The following is a 20,939-nucleotide window of genomic DNA, read 5'->3' on the forward strand; positions in this document are numbered from 1 at the left end:
AAAATAAAAAAGTTCGGAAAGAAAGTCCGAGCTTTTAATTACCAAAATAATCCAGTCCCATTACATGACGAACATCTTTCATCGTTTCTTCAGCTACTGCATTAGCTTTATTCGATCCCTCTTGTAACATATCCAAAACTGCTGGAATATCCTTAGCAAATTCTTCGCGTCGTTGACGGATTGGTGCCATCTCAGCTTCCATGACATCTATCAAATGCTTTTTTATTTTCATATCACCTAAGCCACCAGCCGTATACTGATCTTTTAGTTCTTGAACACGTTTTTTATCCGGATCAAAAATATCTAAGTAAGTAAACACCACGTTACCTTCAACATGACCAGGATCAGTAATATTGATATGTAAGGGATCCGTATACATTGACTTAACCTTTTTCACCAATGTATCCGCATCATCACTCAAGAAAATACCGTTATTTAATGACTTGGACATTTTTGCATTACCATCTAAACCTGGTAAACGCCCTTGCCCCTTGGGTGGAAAAACACCAACTGGTTCAACTAGGACATCAGACTTATAGGCATTATTGAACGAGCGTACTAACTCACGTGTCTGCTCAAGCATAGGTTCTTGATCATCCCCTACCGGCACCTTTGTTGCTCGAAAAATAGCGATATCGGCTGCTTGTGATACTGGATATGTCAAAAATCCTGCAGGAATTCCCTCATCAAAGCCTTTTTGTTTAATTTCTGACTTAACTGTTGGATTTCGTTGCAAACGTGCTACACTAACCAAATTCATGAAGTATTCTGTCAGTTCGAATAACCCTTTGATTTGTGATTGTACAAAAATAGTTGTCTTAGCTGGGTCGATGCCAACCGCCAAATAGTCCAAGGCTACCTCAGTTAATGATTGACGTATTTTTTCCGGATTACGAGCATTATCTGTAAATGCCTGTGTGTCAGCAATCATAACAAATGGCAAGTAATCGCCAGAATTTTGCATGCTCACACGGTTTTTTAACGATCCAATATAATGACCAATATGTAGTTTACCGGTGGGACGATCACCAGTTAAATAAATTTCTTTTGACATGTTCAAAACCTTCTATTAATTAGTTAACTCATTCTATTATACGTTAAATCTAGGAGCAGCGTTGAAGAAATTATCACAAAATAAAGTACGCTATTATTGACATTTTCCTATAAAACTTATACACTATCACTATTAAGAAGAAAGAGGTACGAGAACTTGTTGAACAATTTTTAAGATGTGGTGAATAAAAGCAATAGATTGTTTTTATGCGCTTTTCTTGAGATTGGTCTGCCTTTTTCGTACTAAACACGTAAACTGCCACCAGTCTCGCAAGTTGATTGGAGGCATTTTTTATGCAAGAAAACCCTCGTAAAGTATTTTTAGTTGGCTTAACAACTAATCAAGGAAACCTAGACTACGAATTAGAAGAACTAGCAAATCTAGCAAAAGCAAATAATCTTGAACCCGTTGAAACTTTTACTCAAAAGTTAGAACGACCAAATCCTAGTACTTACTTTGGTAAAGGCAAGGTTAAAGAGTTAGGTGAAGCTGTAAAAACTTATAACGTTGATATGATTGTTGTCAATGATGAATTGACACCTTCTCAAATTCGTAACCTGGAAAAAACAACTGATGCTACTGTTGTTGATCGTACTGGCTTAATTCTCGAAATTTTCGCACAACGAGCTAAGACTAAAGTTGCAAAACTCCAAGTCCAGTTAGCGCGTTTGCAATACCAACTACCACGCTTACGTACAAGCATGTCGATTTCATTAGATCAACAAACAGGTACAGGTGGCGCTGGTTTCACCTCACGTGGTTCTGGTGAAACAAAACTAGAACAATCCCGCCAACGTATTACGTCCCAAATGGTTCATGTTCGTCAAGAACTGGCTGATTTAGACAAAAGTGAAAATACGCGTTCAATGCAACGACATGCTAACAACTTACCCAACGTAGCACTGGTTGGCTATACAAACGCTGGAAAGTCTACCTTGATGAATCGTTTGTTGATGCGTTTTGGTGTTGGTGCAGACAATGATGATAGTAAGCAAGTGTTTGAAAAAGATATGCTGTTTGCTACGCTAAATACCACAGTTAGACAACTAACTCTTCCTGATAAAAGACAGTTTTTATTAAGTGATACGGTTGGTTTCGTGTCAAAGCTACCTCATAACTTAGTTGCTGCTTTCCAATCAACGTTACAAGAAGCGGCAAATGCAGATCTAATACTGCACGTGGTGGATGTTTCAGACGAACATTATAAATCTATGATGGAAACAACTGAAAAAACATTAACTGAGATTGGTGTTACTGGTAAACCCGTTATTACGGTATATAATAAAGCTGATCGCACTGAGCTACACTATCCAGACATCTCTGGCGATAACGTAATTACTTTGTCAGCATTAGATACCAATTCTCAAGATGCATTGATTGATCTCATTGTTAAACATATTTTTAACGATAGCGAAGTCGTAACTTTGCATATACCATTTGATAAAGGGAATATAGTTGCCCAATTAGCTGCAAAACATAAATTTATAGAAGAACAATATGACGAAACTGGTAGTTGGCTAACGGTTGAGTTATCTGAAGTCGAGCGAAACTTATTTCAACAATATATTACGGAAGCAAAAAGCATGAATTCCTAGGAATTCATGCTTTTTGCTTGAAAATAATTATGCCGACCGCCGGGCTCAAACCGGCGACCCCCTCATTACTAGTGAGGTGCTCTATCAACTGAGCTAGGTCGGCAAATCAAAGTACTCAGGTACTACAAGAGAATAATACCAGATACCTCAATATATAAATATGGCGGCGACCATATTATACGGGTGACAGGAATCGAACCTGCACGGATTACTCCACTGGAACCTAAATCCAGCGCGTCTGCCAGTTCCGCCACACCCGCATGTATCACACAACCCTTTAATTCTACTGGAAAAATCTAAATCAGTCAAGAGGGTAATACAACTTAAATCAAAAAATATTAAAAAACTGCTATTCTAACGATTCCTTAGTCAATTGACGCATTTCAATGGCGAATTTAACAACAGTTCGAGCAACCGCATACATTGGCACAATCAATATCATGCCAAAAATCCCCCAAAGATTACCAGCTACCATCAAAAGAATCATAATTGTTAATGGGTGAATTTGTAATGATTTTCCAATAACATTTGGATAAATAAAGTTTCCATCCAATTGCTGCACAACCATCATCACAATCATTACTAACAACATTTGTTTCCATGATTGTGTACTTGCAACAATCAACGCTGGTATAACCCCAATCCAAGGGCCAATATATGGCACTATGTTAGTAATACCAGCAATCACACCCAGTAACCATGCGTATGGTTCACCAATAATTAAATAACCCACAGCCATGGTCACCCCGACAAACAGCATTTCAATAGCTTGACCCGATATATATTTTTCAATGGTTTTATCCATTTTAAGTGTCAATTCTTTGACATTGTCGGCAAAACGAACTGGAAAAAGCTTCTGGATTGCCGGCAACAAGCGATCACCATCACTTAGCATATAAAATAAGACAACTGGAATAGTCACGACATTAATCGTGACAGATGTAATCATCGAGACAGCACTGCCTAATGTACCTGCCGTAATAGTTAAAAAAGAAGCCGAGTACTTGCCAACAGCACCCTTTACTTCATCTACATCAATTGACAAATTTAAATTTGATAACCACTTACTTTGCAGTAAATCTGTTACAAAGCGCTGTACATTTTGTGCAAATTCAGGCAGTGCAGTAATTAAATTAGTAATTTCCGCCACTAGTGTTGGTATCAACAAAATTAAGGAGCCAGCTATCACGGCTAGGAACAACACAAAAGTAATTATCACAGCCAGTTGATGCGGCATTTTATGCCCTTTAACTGTAATTTTCTTTAAAAGTGTCAAAACAGGTTTCAAAACATAGTACAAGAATCCGGCTACAATTAATGGTACAAAAACCGTGGAAATAAATACTGAAATTGGTTTCATTAGAAAATCAAATCGGGAAACAATCAAAATTAAGAGCGATAGCGCTAATAATTCAATGGTCCAAAAAAATATATTTTTGTATTTAGGATTCGGTATCATATAATTTCTCCAATAGTTTATGTTGTACCTTCGGTAAACTTAATGCTGACCACTCATCAGAACTAAAATATTGTTGATTATCATTCAGCATAGCTGTTTCTTGCTTCACTAACCAAATTTCCCATCGACGATGTGTAAAAATATGTGTCACGGGCTTAATATTTAACTGTTGACCCGTAATTGATTCCATACTTTCAATTTGTGTTAGTGGAAATGTCCAAAATCCAGCCAACAAACCATTATCCGGTCGTTTTTCAAATAATAATTTACCATCTTTTTCAAAAACTGAAGCCATAAACAACTGTTTTACTGGTCGTTGTTTCTTGGTTTTAACAGGGTATTGATCCTCCACACCATCTCGAAAAGCCGCATTAAATTCACGTACCGGTGAATATAAGCTATCGGGATTTTTGGTTGTCATATAACTTGATCCCAGGTCCATAATTGCTTGATTAAAGTCCCCCGGTCTTTCCGGATCAACAATTGGCGCAATAATATCATAAAATATCTTACGTGATTTTGCATCAGCAATGTCAGCGTCAATTTTAAGTAATCGACTAAAAACACGATATTGATTGCCATCAACAGCCGGAACTACCTCATTGAAACTTATTGACGCAATAGCTGCCGCTGTATATGGCCCCACTCCTGGCAAACTTTGCAGATCATCACTACTCTCTGGCCATTGCCCATGCAATTCATTGACAACAAATTGTGCCGCCTTTTGTAAGTTTCGTGCTCTCGAGTAGTAGCCTAAACCCTCCCATAATTTGAGCACAACATCTTCTGGTGCGATCGCTAAATCACCAACCGTTGGTAACGATGTCATAAAGCGATCAAAATACGGAATAACTGTATCTACACGTGTCTGTTGCAGCATAATCTCTGAAACTAAAACACGATAGGGATCATGATTAACACGCCATGGCAAGTGCACTCGCCCTTCTTTATCATACCAATTGAGCAATGTTTTACGAAATTCTTTAATTGTTTGTTCATTCCAAGTTTCCATAATATCTATTGTAACACTTGTATTCATATAGATTTTGCCGTATAATTATTATTTGTATGAAATCATTGAATAAAAAAGGAGCACAATCATGGTATTAAAGAAGCCACTTAACTCATTTGCACGTGCCCGCAAAGTTAGTCATAGCGCTGCCAAGAAACAACGTCAAGCTGCTATCGCAAAATTGCAACAATGGGCAAAAGGTAAGTCAGAAGAATTACCTTCTACAAAGTAATTTTATCGACTACTTAAAACCAGTATTTATACTGGTTTTTTGTTTGCATTTTTATGACGAAAAAAAAAGAAAGGTGGATACTGTTGAATATAACACAAAAGCAAAAAACAATCTTAATTATATTAGTTATCGGTACCTTTTTAGGCTTTTTAAATCAAACATTAATGAATGTTGCCTTGCCAGATATCATGCGTGAATTTCATATTTCCACAGACTTGGGTCAATGGATGACAAATGGCTACATGTTAGTCAATGGTGTGATGGTTCCGTTAACAGCTTTTCTGATTCAACGCCTAACAACACGTACACTATACTTAACCGCCGCTGGGCTGTTTGCCATAGGAACAGTAACTGCTGGATTTGCGCCAACATTTGATATCCTCATTATCGGGCGTATGATTCAAGCGATGGGTGCCGGTGTATTCGGTCCTTTAATGAATGTCGTTGTCATGAATTTGTTTTCACCCAATGAACGTGGATCTGCAATGGGGACAATCGGTTTGGCGCTTAATTTTGCCCCTGCTTTGGGTCCCAGCTTGTCGGGATTAGTCGTTACTAATTTAAGTTGGCGCTTCCTATTTTATCTTGTCGCACCATTAATTATTGCGAACTTCATCTTGGCTTATTTCTTACTAAAAAATATTGGGCAACAAAAGAGGTTAAAATTCGATTTTATCGGCGTTGTTTTGTCAAGTATTGGTCTCGGATCATTACTTTACGGATTTTCTAACGCAGGTGCAACCCCTTGGAACGAGTTTACTGTATGGGGATTTGTATTAATAGGTATTATTGTTACAAGTTTATTCATTTGGCACCAATATACAACCAGAACACCATTGTTAAATATGTCCGTATTTAAATATCGACAATTTAACGTTGCTGTTTTAATCAATATTGTTTTGATGATTGCTATGTATGGCGGTGCACTGATGTTACCCCTCTATATGCAAAATGTGCGTGGTACAACAGCTTTTCAATCAGGTCTAGTGTTATTTCCTGGTGCCTTAGTAACCGCATTTTTATCACCGTGGAGTGGTCGTTTATATGATCGCTACGGTGCTAAATATTTAACATTAGTTGGTATTATGATTACAGCGTTTGGTACTTTTATTTTAGCTTCTCTGACATTAACAACTTCACTTTGGCTCGCTGTTCTCGGACAATTTGTCCGTCAACTTGGACTAGTCTTGGTCCTGATGCCAATTCAAACAGAGGCCTTCAATGCATTACCTTTAAAACTTATTCCTGATGGGTCTGCCATGTTTACTACAATTAGACAACTTGCAGCATCATTTGGTACAGCCACTTTGGTAACAATTATGACGAAAAGTGCACTTAACTATGGTCATAAACACACTCACCTCAGTGCTGAAATAGTTGATTTGCATGGGGTAAAAGTAACCTTTTTAACTGCCGCATTCTTAATGTTGGTTGCAGCAAGTTTAACTAGCCTACTAAAACTTAAAACTCGCGCCACATAAAATAAACAGCTATTGTTTGCTATAATGTAACTATAAAACACAAAGGAGTCTCAACTATGAATTACGGTTTCATTGGTGCTGGTAATATGGCTACTGCGATGATTAAAGGCTTAATTCACGCAGGTATTGATAGCAAAAATATTTATGTTTCCTCTCCCCACAGTGCGGCTAAATTAGCAGCAAATTTACATATCCAAGCAGCCGACTCAGAAACAATCACAAAAAAGTGTGATATTGTCGTTATCGCTTTCTTGCCTAACCAACTACGTACGCTGGGTACTTCTTTAAATCTAGACGGTAAAATTGTTATTTCAGTACTTGCGCAAGTAACAATTTCAGATCTTGATGAGGTGTTCCCAACAGCTTTCAATGTTCGTTCGTTACCCAATATTAACTCAGCAATCGGTAAAGGTAGCACCGCTTTAGCATTTTCAAAGCGTTTAAGTGAGAGCCAAATTGAAATGGTGCAAAATTACTGGCACCTGTTAGGTACTACTAGTGTCCTTGATGAACAATATTTCGCTATTTTTTCAGCAATCGCGGGTTCAGGCCCTGCATTTGTCCTTAAATTTATCGATGCATTAACTCAGGCTGGCATCAACAACGGATTAGATGGCGAGAGTGCAGCCACCATTGCTGCTTCGACTGTGGCCGGTACAACTGAAACCCTACAAAAATCAAATAGCGATGCAGTAACATTAATGAACAACGTTGCTTCACCCGGTGGATCCACTCGTGCTGGATTGGATGATTTTGAACAAAATGATTTTGATGCTATTGTAAACTCAGCCATCAATGCTACTGTCAATCATAAACATACTTAAGCGTTCTTAGAACGCTTTTTATTTGCATTTTTTTGCACAAAAAAAGCCACAACCGAAGTTGTGACTTTTGATAGCTCGTGAGAGAATCGAACTCTCGATTCTGCCGTGAAAGGGCGGCGTCTTAACCACTTGACCAACGAGCCATGATCAATATGTCATTTGTTTCAATCAAACAACTATATTAGTATATCAAGAATACTAATTACCGTCAACCCTTTTCTTCAAAGTCATCAATTTTGTTGGATCAATCTGTTGTCTGGGCTGAGTTGGCGCACTTTTATAGTATTTCCAAGGTGTCTTTGGATCGAATTCTATGTCAGTTGTCACTGGGAACCCATTTTTAAAACGAGTTAATAACCACTTTTTTAATGGTTGGGGCACTCCTAATAAATCAAAATCAGCTGGAGAAACGGCGTACCTAATAGACTTTTCATCATTTAATTTTACTTTCTGAACCCAATTTGGGTCAGCAATCAGCGCTCTACCCATGGCTGCAAAGGTCACCCCTTCATCGAGTAATGACTCGACTTGCATAGGTTGCTTAATGAGTCCTGCCACCATTAATGGCACATTATCTGGTAAAACTTCCGTATAATGAGTCGTTACTTGTTTGATAGCTTTTGCATCACGAAAAGGTTTTTGGAAGGCATCCTTTAGTGATAGATGTAAATAATCTATCGGCAGGGAAACCAACCTTTCTACAAAAGCCAATGAGTCTGCCAAAGTAATTCCTGGGGTAGTTGATTCCTCTGGAGACTGCCTATAGCCCAGTAAAAATGGACGCTTTGCATACTTATCAATCGTATCAGCGACTTTAGCGGTAACGGCTAACCCAAAACGCATTCTTTTTTCTAAAGTTCCACCCCAAATATCTTGGCGTCGATTACTTTCTGGTGAAAAAAACTGCTGTAACAAATACAAATTGGCACCATGCAACTCAACGCCATCGAATCCAGCTAAGATGGCTCGTTTTGTTGCCGCCGCAAAATCCTCGATTGTTTGTGAAATTTCTTCATGTTTAAGCTCACGAGGCGTTTCATGGCTACCGTGAGGGTAAGGCTGAGCAGAAGCTGAAACAATTTGCTCACCTCGCAAAATTGTTTGGCTTGATTGACGACCAGCTGCAAATAACTGCAAAATAGCCTTAGCACCACCAGAATGAATTGCACTAGCTAACCTTGACAGTCCCACAATCTTATCGTCATCAGCAGCTGAAAGACCACCTTCCCAGCCTTTCCCGAGTTCATTAACGTATGCTGCTTCAACAATAATCATTCCTGGACCATTTGAACGCATTTGGTAATATTTCAGTTCATTATCTGACACACTGCCATCCTCCAGAGAGCTTTTTAGCGTAGTTGGCGCCATAACTACATGATTTCGAACTGTTATTGGTTTATTTTTAAATGTATATGGATCTAAAAAATCGTAATTTATTTGCATAAATTTATTATAACGAAAAAAATCGCCAAATGGCGATTTTATTTTTTATAAAACTAAATTTTAATACCAACCAGTAGCATTTGAATGTGCCAAGGCGTTTTCAGCAGTACCATAACGCGCTGCAATATAAGCCTTCATCGCATTCAATTGATCATTGTAGTCAGCTGAATTACCGCCATAAATGGCACGTGCTTGTGCTGACAATTGACCCAAACCATAGTATTGACCATTAGTAGCATTAACATTGCCACCAGATTCGCGAGCAATCAATGTATTCAACGCATCAGAATTTGTTGATGATGTTGTTGAAGTTGATGATGTTGTTGAAGTAGTAGCTGCTGTTGTTGATGTTGATGCTTGTGTTGATGTTGTGTCAGTTGCAGCTGCCGTTGTTGATGTTGATGCTTGTGTTGATGTTGTGTCAGTTGTAGCTGATGATGCTTGTGTTGTAGATGTGCCAGTTGTAGCAAAACTCAAATGTTGACCAACTACAATCCAGTTAACATTAGAAATATTATTTTGAGCAGCAATTGTAGAAACTGAAACATTGTACTTTGCTGAAATTTTATTTAATGTATCACCTGATTGTACAACGTAATCTGAAGTTGATGTTGTTGTATCGGCACTTGCATGGGCTCCTCCAAACGCTAAGGCACCGGCAACACCGGCAGCGATTGTCAAAGTCTTCTTAATATTAAACATATGTGATTGTACTCCTAAATTATCTGTTCTGAATGGATAAACCAGAATTGGCGTATCCATGTAATTAACTTACGAGTATTAGTTTAGTCGCTGAATATAATAAGCAAACATCTGTTTCATAACAAGAACATTACATACTATTATTTACTATACATTTTCCCATCACGTTGTCTTATAACAATCTTAAGATTTACAATAAATAATTAATATAGCACTTTTAACAGTAATTGTGGGGTATTTGGTAATTGATCGTGATCTTCAAAATAAGCAACTAACATATCTTGAATAGCCTTATCACCAGTATAAATTATCTCTGAATTCGCATAAGTTTGGTAATCACCGCCACCGACAGCACGATAATTATTCATCGCAATGCTAAAGTAATCAGTATCTTGAATATCTTTCCCCTGATACTGTAATTTTGTAATACGGTGTCCGACTTGCCTACGGACATCAATTTCATAATCAATACCAAACGCTAAGTCATAATTATAATGTTCCACTTTTGGTTTCAACCAATCAGGATTAACAGCTAATTTCTGACCTTCCATAACAAAATAATTTGCTGTATGCTCCAATCCAACGCGTAAATCAGCACCAGAAATACGTTTTGTGACTAACGTATTATCAAATGGGTAATTTTGCAGAATCGATCTGAGTGTCAACTGCTTTGGTAAACTTGACGGATTATTATTTAAGCCTTGCAATGTAATTTGCGCACCAGTGGCAGCCATTTGTACCGCCGCTACCCAGCGCAAAATATCATTACCATATTGTGCCAAAATTAACGGTTCTTCAACTGCAACAGATGATGTCAAATTTGCAATCGGCTGATCCAACCATGCTTCAACTTTATCGTTAAGTGGTTGTAAGGCTTTAAACATGTCAGGCTGGCTAATCGTACCGGCAGAATTTGTCGATGCGGTGAATAACCATTTTCCGTCTCTTAACTCGCCATCAATTTGCGCATAAAATTTAGCTTGATTTGGCAATTGTAGCGTTAATGTGTCATTGATTAACTGGGCTGGTACTTGACCATGCTGATGTGCAGTCAATAAGATATCCAAATCTAGTTCTGCGGTGAGTTGGCAAGCAATATTCTCAGATGTCATACTGGTTATCTTGCCTGAATCCAAGTCACGCTCATATCCCCCGTGATAAATGCCGATCACAACATCGGCTGATTGACGCAGGCGTGCAATAGTTTGACTCGCTTTGATCAAAGGTGATTCAATTTTAATTCCTGCGAGATGTTCAGGTTTCTCCCAAATATTAATATAATCAGTCACCAAACCAATTAAACCAACTTTTGTGCCATCAGCTAATGTCTTAATTTCTGCTGGATATAATGTTTGACCGTTTTCATCTGTAACATTTTCTGCTAAAACCGTCGCATTTAAATTTGCCAAATCCTTCTTCAGTTCGTCATAACCTGCATTGAAATCATGATTACCAAGCGTAACATAGTCATATCCAGCCATGTTCATCATATCTGACACTGCATCAATGTCTTCATACTTCTTGAGGTATTGTAATAGTGGTGATCCTTGATACATGTCACCGCCATCAATCACTAGGGTGTTGCTATCCTTTTGATAGTTAGCAGCTACATTTATGAGCCCTTGTGGTTGTAATCCGCTTTGAATGTAGTCAGTTGGCCATAAGTAACCATGTACATCCGAAGTGTAATATAACTTGAAATGTTTCATTAAATTCCTTCTTTCAAAAAAGAGGCCGCCCATCTTTTAACCATGAAGTAAGTGCTGACGTAATTTATCTGATAAGTACTCAATGACAAAAATTAATACAAACAGACCAATTAGAATGGCGCCAACTTTGTGCCACTCATACCCACTCATCGCAAAAATCATCGGCGCACCAATGCCACCAGCGCCAACTAATCCCAAAATAGTGGCTTCACGCAGATTCATATCAAATCGATACGCAAGAATTGAGATAAAATCGGAACTGAGTTGTGGTAAAACACCATAACGGATTTTTTGGAAAAATGTACTACCTGCTGCATCTAAAGATTCCAAGATGCCCGAATCTAAGTCTTCAATTGTCTCAATAAACAGTTTTGAAATCATACCAATAGAGACAACTGCCAGTGTCATCACACCGGCAAACGGTCCCGGTCCAGTCACGCGAATAAACATCAAACCATATACTAATGATGGTACTGTACGAATCGCCATAATCACAAACCGTGTTACTACAACAACTAGCTTCGGCACTATGTTGGTGGCTGAAATAAATGACAGCGGCACCGCAATAATTGCACCAACTAGTGTACCAAGAAAGGCAATTGCGATTGTTTGCAAAATCAAATAGGCAACTCCACTATCACCACCACCAAATAATAGGTTTTTGTCTGGTGTCACAATTCCTTCTAGGATATTCCAACCGATTCGCCAACCTTTGTCAGTTAAAGTCATTTGATTTAAAGCAGATGATGACCAAACCAAGGCGATCAATACAATGATAGCAGCAGTGATATAATATTTAGCACGTTTAGGTTGTGTCAGCAGAACAGCTTCTAATTTTTTATTCATGTTGTTCTCCTCAACTCAAGAATTTTCGTAGTTGTTGACTCAATGTTTCAATCAGCACCACCGCAACAAATAATGCTACCAATATCATACCGGCACTTTGAAATTCACGCCAACCAATTTTTTGGTTCAAAATCATACCAATACCGCCAGCGCCAACGTAACCTAAAATAGCCGCATAACGAACGTTACCTTCAAAAGCAAATAACGATGTCGACAAATAAGTCGACAAAATTTGTGGCATAATAGCGGTAACAAAAGCTCGCGGTGCATTTGCACCTGTGGCAATCAAGGCTTCATACGCACCCATATCCACTGTTTCAATATACTCAAACAGTTGTTTACCAACGAATGATAAACTAAACATAAAGATAGCTACTGTACCTGCAAATGTGCCTAATCCAAAAATATAAGTCGCAATCAGGGCAACAATTAATGTTGGTAATGTCCGTAACACCGTCAATACAAACCGCACAATTAGGTTGATCAACCGATTATTAGTAACATTGTTAGCAGCCAGTATCGCCAATGGTAGAGCCACTACTGCACCAAAGAAAGATCCAAAGAGTGACATTTTAATCGTATCAATTAAAGGTTGCCAAACTGATGGAAAATAAGACCACTTTGGTGGAAATAAATCGCCAAAGACAACCCAAAACTGCTGAAAATTAGCAAATAAGGTTGGTAAACTAAAACCAGTCACAACAACTGAAATAATTAAAATAATTAATACAATCAGCAAAATGAGTGGGGTTCTCGTAAACTTCTGGCTGACTGTTTTACCGTTGGCTAACGTGTATTTCTTAGCTTTAAATAATTTATCATACCACCACATTATTCGGCCTCATTTTTTGAATAGATATTATCTAAAATTTCTTGTGTCACACCAGAAACTGGTCCATCGTATACCACACGACCAGCGCGAATACCAATAATGCGTTTGGCATAGTCAAGTGCCAAGTCCACATGGTGAATGTTGATCAGAACTGTTTGACCAAGTTCGTCATTAATGCGCTTAAAATCGTCCATCACTTCATGTGCCGTTACAGGATCAAGTGCCGCCACTGGTTCATCAGCCAAGAGCACTGATGGATTTTGTGCCAGAGTTCTCGCTAATGAGACGCGCTGCTGTTGTCCCCCAGACAATTGATCGGTTCTAACAAAAGCCTTATCTAACATTGAAACACGATCTAAGGCCTTTAGTGCACGTATTTTATCATCCTTGGAAAATAGCCCTAAAATGACCCGCCACAACGACATATCAGGCACCAACGAACTCATGACGTTGCGAATAACCGTGATACGTGGCACCAAATTATATGACTGAAAAATCATACCAATCTTTCGACGAAAACGGCGTAATGCTTTGCCTTTTAAGTTAGAAATTTCAACGCCATCAACCGTCAATTTACCCTCTGTGATATTATTCAATCGATTAATGGTTCGAATAAATGTAGACTTTCCAGCGCCAGACATGCCGATAATGCCCACAAATTCACCATCTTCAATTTCTAAATTGATATCTTGCAAGCCCTTCACACCGTTGGGGTAGGTTTTTGAAACATGCTCAAATTTAATCATTTTTTCTTCCTAAACTATAATATGTATTGGCGCCTTTAGAGGACACCAAACGCAATAAAAAGCAGCTCAGGAGCCGCTTATTAATGTCGTTAATTTACTTAGTTGACTCTTTCAACACTTTTTGTGCTGCACGTTCACCGTCATAGTTAGATGACTTTGCTTTAACATAACCTTCGTGTGAATAGATTGCAATCACTTTTTTACCTTCTTTAGTCTTAGCCAATTTAATAAATGACTTTGACAAAGCTGACTTAAAATCCTTAGTCATAATCTTTGACTTCTTTGAAACTGAAATTGTGTCGTTGTAAATTGGTTGTGAAACACCAATAACATTTGTTTCATCCCAAATTGACTTTGATTGCTTATAATCTTTGGTCCATGCATCCGCAAAATCACGACGCGCATCTGCATAAACTGGCAAAATATCAATTTGTCCAGAAGCTAGACGTGCCATACCTGAACCGTATGAATCAACTTGCACAGTATTCGACAAATCAGTTACCGTCTTCTTGTAGTTTTTGTTCAACCACAATGATGGATAAATATAACCGGCTGAAGAAGTGGTTGATGACAATCCCCACTTAGCAGAGTTCAAATCTTCCCATGTCAACTTCTTGCCTGAATTGATTTTCTTAGCCAATTCTTGTCCTTTGGCAGAAGGACCAGCGATAAACAGTGAACGGTATGTCGCCGCTTGCTTTTGGGTAGGTTCAGTTGCCTTACCGTCGTTCCACTTTGCAGCAGAAGTGAAGTCTTTATTTAAACCAGCACGCGTTGCTGTCAACAAAACTTGAACACCGTCTTCATACATCACATAGGTACCACCCGGAATGAAACCAACATCAGCAGTTCCTGACGTTAGCGCTTCTCCAGCAGCTTCATAACTTGTACCTACTTTAATATCAACATTTTTAACATTGTAACCCTGTTTTTTTAATTGTGCTTTCAACAAGCCTTTCAATGGCTTAGTTGCTGTTACAATTTGGTCAGGTTGCTTTGAAGGAACAAAATAAATTTTCAATTCCTTGATTGTCTTAGTTGCTGCACTTGCGCTCTGCACGCCCAATGTTGCGGAAGCAATCAATGCAACAGCAAAAACCATACTTAAACGGATGATCTGTTTAGCGGTCTGTTTCATGATTCAGTTCTCCTGTGACCTTAATGGTCTCTCTCGTTTTAGTAACCATTGCGTTACCAGTTTATTCTACACAAGCATTGTCAAATTTTCGTCAAACTTTTGTCAAGAAAAATTCAATGTCTGTCTAGCTGCTACTCTGTCAAACAAACATCAACATAACGAAACAATTATTAATCATTTTTAAAATTAAAATACGGTACATTCTGAACATTGTTATGATTTTTAATAAAAAAAAGAACGTTTCTTTTGTAAACGCCTTTCCTAATGAATAATGCCATCATAAAAACCCTCGAAACAATTGTTTCGAGGGTTTAAAATTTAACGGCCTGATTTCAAGGCAGCAACGTGAATACGGTTCACGGCACGCATCAAAGCGATTCGTGCGCGACGTAATTCAGCATCATTATTATCGTCTTGTGCGTGTGCCAAGCGTGCTTCCGCACGCTCTTTAGCACTTTCAGCACGAGACACATCAATCACATCTGAAGTTTCAGCACTATCAGCTACGACCGTCAATGTATCATTTGAAAACTCAGCAATGCCACCGTTAACGGCCAAAGATTCCTGATCATTACCGCGCTTAACGATTAATTCATCAATTGTCAATGCTGCCAACATAGGCACATGCTTAGCCATGATACCAACTTGACCACCCTGAGTGTTTACAACGGCAATATCAATACCGCTTTCGTTATAGACTTCACCAGCGGGCGTCACGATTTGAACAGTAATTCCGTGTGTTGCAGTTGTTTCGTCTGCCATATGTCAATACCCCCTTATTGGGCCATTGTCTTGGCTTTTTCAACAACCTGCTCAATAGCACCAACGTTTCGGAATGCATCTTCTGGCAAATCATCATACTTACCATCCAAAATTTCCTTGAATGAACGCACAGTTTCGGCAACTGGCACATATTCACCATTGATACCGGTAAACGTTTCGGCAACTGAGAATGGTTGTGACAAGAAGAATTGAATACGACGTGCACGGTTAACAGTCGTTTTCTCTTCATCTGACAATTCATCCATACCCAAAATCGAAATAATATCTTGCAATTCGCGATAACGTTGCAAAGTACGTTGTACTTCAGTTGCAACTTCATAATGCTCTTGACCAACGATTTGTGGATCCAAAGCAGATGAGGTTGATGCTAGAGGATCAACAGCTGGATAAATACCTTGCTGTGTCAATGCACGTTCCAAGTTAGTTGTTGCATCCAAATGCGCGAATGTTGTAGCAGGCGCTGGATCAGTATAATCATCGGCAGGCACATAAACAGCTTGAATTGAAGTAACTGAACCCTTCTTTGTTGAAGTAATTCGTTCCTGCAATTGACCCATTTCTGTTGCCAATGTTGGCTGATAACCAACGGCTGATGGAATACGTCCCAACAAAGCTGACACTTCTGAACCAGCCTGAGTGAAACGGAAAATGTTATCGATAAACAACAACACATCCTTACCTTCATTATCACGGAAGTTTTCAGCCATTGTCAAACCTGTCAAGGCAACACGCATACGTGCACCTGGTGGTTCGTTCATTTGACCATAAACCATGGCGGTTTGCTTCAATACGCCTGATTCTTCCATTTCATGGTACATATCATTACCTTCACGGGTACGTTCTCCGACACCAGTAAAGACCGAAATACCATTGTGGCCTTGCGCAATGTTGTGAATTAATTCTTGAATCAGAACTGTCTTACCAACACCGGCACCACCAAACAAACCAATTTTTCCACCACGAACATATGGGGCAAGCAGGTCAATAACTTTGATACCTGTTTCCAATATTTCTGTTGAGCTTGTTAACTCATCATATTTAGGTGCTTCACGATGAATTGAACTACGACGAACATCAGAATCAATTGCACCGTTATTATCTACAGGTTCACCCAATACGTTGAAGACACGACCAAGTGTAGCTTCACCAACTGGAACCTCAATAGGATTACCAGTGTCCACTACTCCCATGCCTCGTTGGAGCCCGTCTGTTGAGTCCATGGCAATCGTACGGACAACTCCGTCACCCAAAGCCAAAGATACTTCAACTGTCAATGATTGCCCATCACCCTTATCAATTACAAGGGCGTTGTTGATATCAGGAACTTGTTGCCCTGCTTCAAACGCAATATCGACGACCGGACCAATCACTTGTACGACTTTTCCAGTACTCATTGTCGTTTCCTTTCAGTTTTTAAGTATGAGGCAATGCATGACCTGAACACATCAATGTTAGAACAACCATCGATTGTTATTTTCATCATGCTATACCAAATACATTCCTACACAAATAATTGTGCGTATTTTAATAATTGAATAGCATAGTCAACTTATTCCAAAGCTGCCATACCACCAGTAATTTCAGTAATTTCAGTCGTAATTGCTGCTTGACGTGCACGGTTAAACTGTAATTCCAAACGACCAATGAGATCTTTGGCATTATCAGTCGCACCCTTCATCGCTGTAGATGAAGCGGCGTGTTCCGCTGTTTTTGCATCAAGCACTGCTTCATACACTAAACTTTGCGCAAATTGTGGCAAAATAACATTTAATACTGCTGTTGTATCTGGTTCAATTTCATAAGTAGCTTGAACATCTAATTCAGCTTTTTGTTCTTCCGTTCCGCCCATTGCATTCAATGTGTCACCAGTTAAAGGTAGCAACTGTACATCTCTGTACTCACTAGTCAAGCGATTCACGAAATGGTTATAAACAACATGAAGTGCGTCGAATACTTCATTTTCATAAAGACTTGTTACCGTTTTAACTACTGAACGAATTTCATTGAACGTTGGAACATCTGAGACACCGCGGTGTTCTAAAATAACTTCAAAACCACGCTTCTTATAAAAATCTGCACCATTACCACCAACAGCTAAAATTGTTGTGTTACTTGTATCCAAATTCAACTTTTCCATCAAAACATTAGTTTGCTTGATGACATTTGCATTGTACGAACCAACCAAACCACGATCCGATGTTACCACCAAGATACCTGTTTTTTTGATTGGCCGTTGTGCAATCAATGGAATATGATCAGCATCTGCGTTATCAAAGAGATGTGCTGAAACTAAATGTTCAACAACAGCCTCTAAACGTGCCGCATAATCACCATACCCTGCACTATACTTCTGAATTTGGCTTAACTTTGCCGTTGAAACCATTTGCATGGCACTCGTAATTTGACGTGTCTTTTTAGTGGATGAAATACGACGCTGAATATCTTGCAAAGAAGCCATCACAGCGCCTCCTTTTATTCCGCTGATTCAGATCCAGCAAATCCAGCCTTAAAGGCTTCGATTGCTGCATTCAAATCAGCCTCTTCAGGTAAGTTCTTTGTTTCAACAATTGTCTTGAATAAATTAGAAGCATTTGCGTCAACGTAAGCAATCAATTCATCCTGGAAACGTTCAATGTCTGAAACAGCTACGTCATCTAGGAAACCATGCGTCAATGCGTACAATACAACAACTTGATGTTGAACTGGCATTGGCTTATGCAATGGTTGCTTCAGAATTTCAACTGTACGACGACCACGAGCAAGCTTTGCTTGTGTTGCCGAATCCAAGTCTGAACCAAATTGAGCGAAACTTTCTAACTCACGGAAAGATGCTAAGTCCAAACGTAACGTACCAGCAACCTTCTTCATAGCTTTAATCTGTGCATCTCCACCAACACGTGAAACAGAAGTTCCAGCATCGATAGCAGGGCGAACACCAGCATAGAATTGATCGGCATCTAAGAACACCTGACCATCAGTAATGGAAATTACGTTGGTAGGAATATAAGCAGAAACGTCACCTGCTTGTGTTTCAATGAATGGCAATGCAGTCATTGAACCGCCACCTAATTCATCGCTCAACTTAGCCGCACGTTCTAGTAAACGTGAGTGCAAGTAGAAGACGTCACCAGGATAAGCTTCACGTCCTGGTGGACGACGAAGAATCAATGACAGCTCACGGTAAGCCGTGGCTTGCTTTGATAAATCATCATACACGATCAAAACATGCTTACCATTGTACATGAATTCTTCACCCATGGCTGCACCAACATAAGGAGCCAAGTACAGCATTGGCGCTGGTTCTGAAGGACCAGCATTAACAACGATTGTATAGTCCATTGCACCCATTTGACGCAAAGTTTCAACTTGTGCACGCACAGTTGAATTCTTTTGACCAATGGCAACATAGATAACAATCATGTCTTGATCTTTTTGGTTCAAAATTGTATCAATGGCCAAAGACGTTTTACCAGTCTTACGGTCACCGATAATTAATTCACGTTGTCCACGTCCAATGGGAACGAGGGCATCAATCGCTTTAATACCTGTTTGTAATGGCTCGAAAACCGACTTACGTTCCATAACACCAGGTGCTTTTACTTCTACAGGGCGTGTTTTATCTGTCTTAATTTCACCCAATCCATCGATTGGTTGACCCAAGGCGTTAACTACACGTCCAATTAATTGTTCGCCAACTGGCACTTCCATGATACGGCCAGTACGCTTTACTGTGTCACCTTCACGAATGTTATCAAAACCACCAAGAATGATGATTCCGACTTCGCTTGATTCGAGGTTTTGGGCCATGCCGTAAGTGCCATTAGCAAATTCGACAAGTTCACCAGCCAAGGCATTAGCCAAGCCAGTTGCACGGGCCACACCATCACCGACATAGGTAACAGTTCCCACTTCTTCTACAGTTAGCGTTGTGTCGAACTTTTCGAGCTGTTGCTTAATTAAAGCAGAAATTTCTTCAGCTTGAATAGCCATTATTCTTCCTCACTAACCTAATAATTGTGCCTTCATTTTGGCAATTTTTGTTTGCAAGCTACCATCAATCAAAGTTGATTGTGATTGCAAGATAACACCACCAAGGATGCTTTCATCAACAACGTTCTCAATATTAACTTGTTTTGCACCTGTCTTTGATGCGAAAACAGAAGCCAATTTATTTAAACGTCCATCATCGAGTGAAACAGCTGTAGTTGCTTTTACATCTACAATACCGTTAGCTTCATTATAATGGTTGATGAACTCATCAACCACAAGTAACAAAACATCTAAACGATTATTGGCTTGTAATAACTTGACAAGATTCTTAACAGAATCCGTGCTGTCATTTGTTAAAGTTTTCAACAAGTCATCACGTGACGAAACTGCAACATCTGCTGATGATGCAACAGTAACAAAACTTTTATTTTCATTAAGTACTGTTTTAATCGCCCGTAAATCCTCTAAAACTTCGTTAACGTTATCCTGTTCGCCAGCAAGTTCAAAAATTGCTTTGGCGTATTGGTCAGCAATATCTTTAATATTTTTTGCCATCCCAATACTCCTTATTTAGTTTCTAAATCTGAAATGTAAGCATCAATTAATGCTTGTTGATCATTTAACGATAGTTCTTTTTGCATTAACTTTGAAGCAATTGCCACTGAAAGGGCTGCAACATCGTTTTTTGCACCAGAAATTGCGTCTTCCTTAAGCTTTTGTGCATCCGTCTGAGCTTGTTGGCTGACAGAAGCTGCGCGATCGTTAGCTGCAGAGACAATCAAGTCACTTTGCTTCTGAGCACTAGCTTTAGCGTCATTAACCACTTTTGTGGCATTCTGACGTGTTTCTGCCAATTCTGCTTGACGCTGTGACGCCAATTTTTCTGCCTCTTGACGAGCTACTTCAGCACCATCAATATCAGAAGAAATTTTATCAGCACGTTCATCAAGAACTTTTGTCAATGGTCCGTAGGCCACCTTCTTCAAAATGAGCATCAACAAGAGGAAGGCAATGATAATAAACAGCATATTTCCAAGTGGAAGTGCTGCTAATGTTGTTGTTCCCAACATAATTTTCCTCCGCTACTATTGTG

General features: G+C 39.1%; 20 protein-coding genes and 3 tRNA genes. 4 read left to right on the forward strand and 19 right to left on the reverse strand.

All coding sequences use genetic code 11. The features are described 5' to 3' along the window. Positions 1-34: 34 nt before the first annotated feature. The gene (gene trpS / locus A6B45_RS09035) at positions 35-1,054 is read right to left on the reverse strand and encodes a tryptophan--tRNA ligase (RefSeq protein WP_072614264.1); all 1,020 of its coding nucleotides are present in this window, start codon (positions 1,052-1,054) and stop codon (positions 35-37) included. 293 nt (positions 1,055-1,347) lie between these two features. Here trpS and hflX point away from each other — a divergent pair, with 293 nt between their 5' ends. Next, positions 1,348-2,649, forward strand: coding sequence for a GTPase HflX (hflX, locus tag A6B45_RS09040; RefSeq protein ID WP_072614265.1), 1,302 nt, complete (start codon positions 1,348-1,350; stop codon positions 2,647-2,649). Between the two features lie 30 nt (positions 2,650-2,679). On the opposite strand, the gene A6B45_RS09045 is transcribed toward hflX, so the two are convergent. From A6B45_RS09045 to mutY, 4 genes are all read right to left on the reverse strand, one after another. Continuing rightward, positions 2,680-2,752 (reverse strand) — tRNA-Thr (locus tag A6B45_RS09045). Positions 2,753-2,827: 75 nt separating this feature from the next. Then, positions 2,828-2,909, reverse strand: a tRNA-Leu gene (locus tag A6B45_RS09050). Between the two features lie 89 nt (positions 2,910-2,998). Further along, the gene (locus tag A6B45_RS09055; protein WP_072614266.1) at positions 2,999-4,108 is read right to left on the reverse strand and encodes an AI-2E family transporter; all 1,110 of its coding nucleotides are present in this window, start codon (positions 4,106-4,108) and stop codon (positions 2,999-3,001) included. After that, positions 4,092-5,120 carry an A/G-specific adenine glycosylase gene (mutY, locus tag A6B45_RS09060; RefSeq protein ID WP_072614512.1) on the reverse strand — a complete coding sequence of 343 codons (1,029 nt, stop codon included), beginning with the start codon at positions 5,118-5,120 and terminating at the stop codon, positions 4,092-4,094. The genes A6B45_RS09055 and mutY overlap by 17 nt, the downstream gene beginning before the upstream one ends. 88 nt (positions 5,121-5,208) lie before the next feature. Here mutY and A6B45_RS10495 point away from each other — a divergent pair, with 88 nt between their 5' ends. The 3 genes from A6B45_RS10495 (at position 5,209) to proC (ending at position 7,657) form a co-directional block, all read left to right on the forward strand. After that, positions 5,209-5,352 carry a hypothetical protein gene (locus A6B45_RS10495; protein WP_002815612.1) on the forward strand — a complete coding sequence of 48 codons (144 nt, stop codon included), beginning with the start codon at positions 5,209-5,211 and terminating at the stop codon, positions 5,350-5,352. Positions 5,353-5,435: 83 nt separating this feature from the next. After that, positions 5,436-6,833: an MDR family MFS transporter gene (locus A6B45_RS09065; protein WP_072614267.1), complete on the forward strand. Its 1,398-nt coding sequence runs from the start codon at positions 5,436-5,438 to the stop codon at positions 6,831-6,833. Between the two features lie 56 nt (positions 6,834-6,889). Beyond that, a complete protein-coding gene (proC, locus tag A6B45_RS09070; RefSeq protein ID WP_072614268.1) occupies positions 6,890-7,657 on the forward strand; it encodes a pyrroline-5-carboxylate reductase in 768 nt (255 codons plus the stop codon). Positions 7,658-7,728: 71 nt separating this feature from the next. On the opposite strand, the gene A6B45_RS09075 is transcribed toward proC, so the two are convergent. From A6B45_RS09075 to atpF, 14 genes are all read right to left on the reverse strand, one after another. After that, positions 7,729-7,800, reverse strand: a tRNA-Glu gene (locus A6B45_RS09075). A 55-nt stretch (positions 7,801-7,855) separates the two neighbouring features. Further along, a complete protein-coding gene (locus A6B45_RS09080; protein WP_072614269.1) occupies positions 7,856-9,100 on the reverse strand; it encodes an NADH-dependent flavin oxidoreductase in 1,245 nt (414 codons plus the stop codon). A 60-nt stretch (positions 9,101-9,160) separates the two neighbouring features. Then, positions 9,161-9,802: a LysM peptidoglycan-binding domain-containing protein gene (locus A6B45_RS09085; protein ID WP_072614270.1), complete on the reverse strand. Its 642-nt coding sequence runs from the start codon at positions 9,800-9,802 to the stop codon at positions 9,161-9,163. Positions 9,803-10,005: 203 nt separating this feature from the next. After that, positions 10,006-11,511 carry a bifunctional metallophosphatase/5'-nucleotidase gene (locus tag A6B45_RS09090; protein ID WP_072614271.1) on the reverse strand — a complete coding sequence of 502 codons (1,506 nt, stop codon included), beginning with the start codon at positions 11,509-11,511 and terminating at the stop codon, positions 10,006-10,008. A gap of 36 nt (positions 11,512-11,547) precedes the next feature. Then, on the reverse strand, positions 11,548-12,357 hold the full coding sequence (gene phnE / locus A6B45_RS09095) for a phosphonate ABC transporter, permease protein PhnE (protein WP_072614272.1): 810 nt from the start codon (positions 12,355-12,357) through the stop codon (positions 11,548-11,550). A 10-nt stretch (positions 12,358-12,367) separates the two neighbouring features. After that, complete coding sequence (gene phnE, locus A6B45_RS09100) at positions 12,368-13,189, reverse strand: phosphonate ABC transporter, permease protein PhnE (protein ID WP_072614273.1); 822 nt, start codon at positions 13,187-13,189, stop codon at positions 12,368-12,370. Then, the gene (phnC, locus tag A6B45_RS09105) at positions 13,189-13,935 is read right to left on the reverse strand and encodes a phosphonate ABC transporter ATP-binding protein (RefSeq protein WP_072614274.1); all 747 of its coding nucleotides are present in this window, start codon (positions 13,933-13,935) and stop codon (positions 13,189-13,191) included. The genes phnE (A6B45_RS09100) and phnC overlap by 1 nt, the downstream gene beginning before the upstream one ends. A 94-nt stretch (positions 13,936-14,029) precedes the next feature. Continuing rightward, a complete protein-coding gene (locus A6B45_RS09110) occupies positions 14,030-15,073 on the reverse strand; it encodes a phosphate/phosphite/phosphonate ABC transporter substrate-binding protein (RefSeq protein ID WP_072614275.1) in 1,044 nt (347 codons plus the stop codon). 318 nt (positions 15,074-15,391) lie between these two features. Continuing rightward, the gene (locus A6B45_RS09115; protein ID WP_072614276.1) at positions 15,392-15,835 is read right to left on the reverse strand and encodes a F0F1 ATP synthase subunit epsilon; all 444 of its coding nucleotides are present in this window, start codon (positions 15,833-15,835) and stop codon (positions 15,392-15,394) included. Between the two features lie 14 nt (positions 15,836-15,849). Beyond that, positions 15,850-17,250 carry a F0F1 ATP synthase subunit beta gene (gene atpD, locus A6B45_RS09120; protein ID WP_072614277.1) on the reverse strand — a complete coding sequence of 467 codons (1,401 nt, stop codon included), beginning with the start codon at positions 17,248-17,250 and terminating at the stop codon, positions 15,850-15,852. A 155-nt stretch (positions 17,251-17,405) separates the two neighbouring features. Next, a complete protein-coding gene (locus A6B45_RS09125; protein ID WP_072614278.1) occupies positions 17,406-18,314 on the reverse strand; it encodes a F0F1 ATP synthase subunit gamma in 909 nt (302 codons plus the stop codon). 14 nt (positions 18,315-18,328) lie between these two features. After that, entirely contained in the window at positions 18,329-19,846 is a 1,518-nt protein-coding gene (gene atpA / locus A6B45_RS09130; protein WP_072614279.1) for a F0F1 ATP synthase subunit alpha, read from the reverse strand. Positions 19,847-19,858: 12 nt separating this feature from the next. After that, positions 19,859-20,401, reverse strand: coding sequence for an ATP synthase F1 subunit delta (gene atpH, locus A6B45_RS09135; RefSeq protein WP_072614280.1), 543 nt, complete (start codon positions 20,399-20,401; stop codon positions 19,859-19,861). Between the two features lie 11 nt (positions 20,402-20,412). Next, a complete protein-coding gene (gene atpF / locus A6B45_RS09140) occupies positions 20,413-20,916 on the reverse strand; it encodes a F0F1 ATP synthase subunit B (protein WP_072614281.1) in 504 nt (167 codons plus the stop codon). Between the last annotated feature and the right edge of the window lie 23 nt (positions 20,917-20,939).

The organism is Leuconostoc suionicum (assembly GCF_001891125.1).
Lineage (GTDB): Bacteria > Bacillota > Bacilli > Lactobacillales > Lactobacillaceae > Leuconostoc > Leuconostoc suionicum.

Coding starts and splice junctions, on each gene's coding strand:
- phnC (WP_072614274.1), bottom strand. CDS start 13,935: ATGATTAAATTTGAGCATGTTTCAAAAACCTACCCCAACGGTGTGAAG.
- atpF (WP_072614281.1), bottom strand. CDS start 20,916: ATGTTGGGAACAACAACATTAGCAGCACTTCCACTTGGAAATATGCTG.
- A6B45_RS09125 (WP_072614278.1), bottom strand. CDS start 18,314: ATGGCTTCTTTGCAAGATATTCAGCGTCGTATTTCATCCACTAAAAAG.
- proC (WP_072614268.1), top strand. CDS start 6,890: ATGAATTACGGTTTCATTGGTGCTGGTAATATGGCTACTGCGATGATT.
- trpS (WP_072614264.1), bottom strand. CDS start 1,054: ATGTCAAAAGAAATTTATTTAACTGGTGATCGTCCCACCGGTAAACTA.
- A6B45_RS09090 (WP_072614271.1), bottom strand. CDS start 11,511: ATGAAACATTTCAAGTTATATTACACTTCGGATGTACATGGTTACTTA.
- A6B45_RS09085 (WP_072614270.1), bottom strand. CDS start 9,802: ATGTTTAATATTAAGAAGACTTTGACAATCGCTGCCGGTGTTGCCGGT.
- hflX (WP_072614265.1), top strand. CDS start 1,348: ATGCAAGAAAACCCTCGTAAAGTATTTTTAGTTGGCTTAACAACTAAT.
- atpD (WP_072614277.1), bottom strand. CDS start 17,250: ATGAGTACTGGAAAAGTCGTACAAGTGATTGGTCCGGTCGTCGATATT.
- mutY (WP_072614512.1), bottom strand. CDS start 5,120: ATGGAAACTTGGAATGAACAAACAATTAAAGAATTTCGTAAAACATTG.
- A6B45_RS10495 (WP_002815612.1), top strand. CDS start 5,209: ATGGTATTAAAGAAGCCACTTAACTCATTTGCACGTGCCCGCAAAGTT.
- A6B45_RS09055 (WP_072614266.1), bottom strand. CDS start 4,108: ATGATACCGAATCCTAAATACAAAAATATATTTTTTTGGACCATTGAA.
- atpA (WP_072614279.1), bottom strand. CDS start 19,846: ATGGCTATTCAAGCTGAAGAAATTTCTGCTTTAATTAAGCAACAGCTC.
- atpH (WP_072614280.1), bottom strand. CDS start 20,401: ATGGCAAAAAATATTAAAGATATTGCTGACCAATACGCCAAAGCAATT.
- phnE (WP_072614272.1), bottom strand. CDS start 12,357: ATGAATAAAAAATTAGAAGCTGTTCTGCTGACACAACCTAAACGTGCT.
- A6B45_RS09110 (WP_072614275.1), bottom strand. CDS start 15,073: ATGAAACAGACCGCTAAACAGATCATCCGTTTAAGTATGGTTTTTGCT.
- phnE (WP_072614273.1), bottom strand. CDS start 13,189: ATGTGGTGGTATGATAAATTATTTAAAGCTAAGAAATACACGTTAGCC.
- A6B45_RS09115 (WP_072614276.1), bottom strand. CDS start 15,835: ATGGCAGACGAAACAACTGCAACACACGGAATTACTGTTCAAATCGTG.
- A6B45_RS09080 (WP_072614269.1), bottom strand. CDS start 9,100: ATGCAAATAAATTACGATTTTTTAGATCCATATACATTTAAAAATAAA.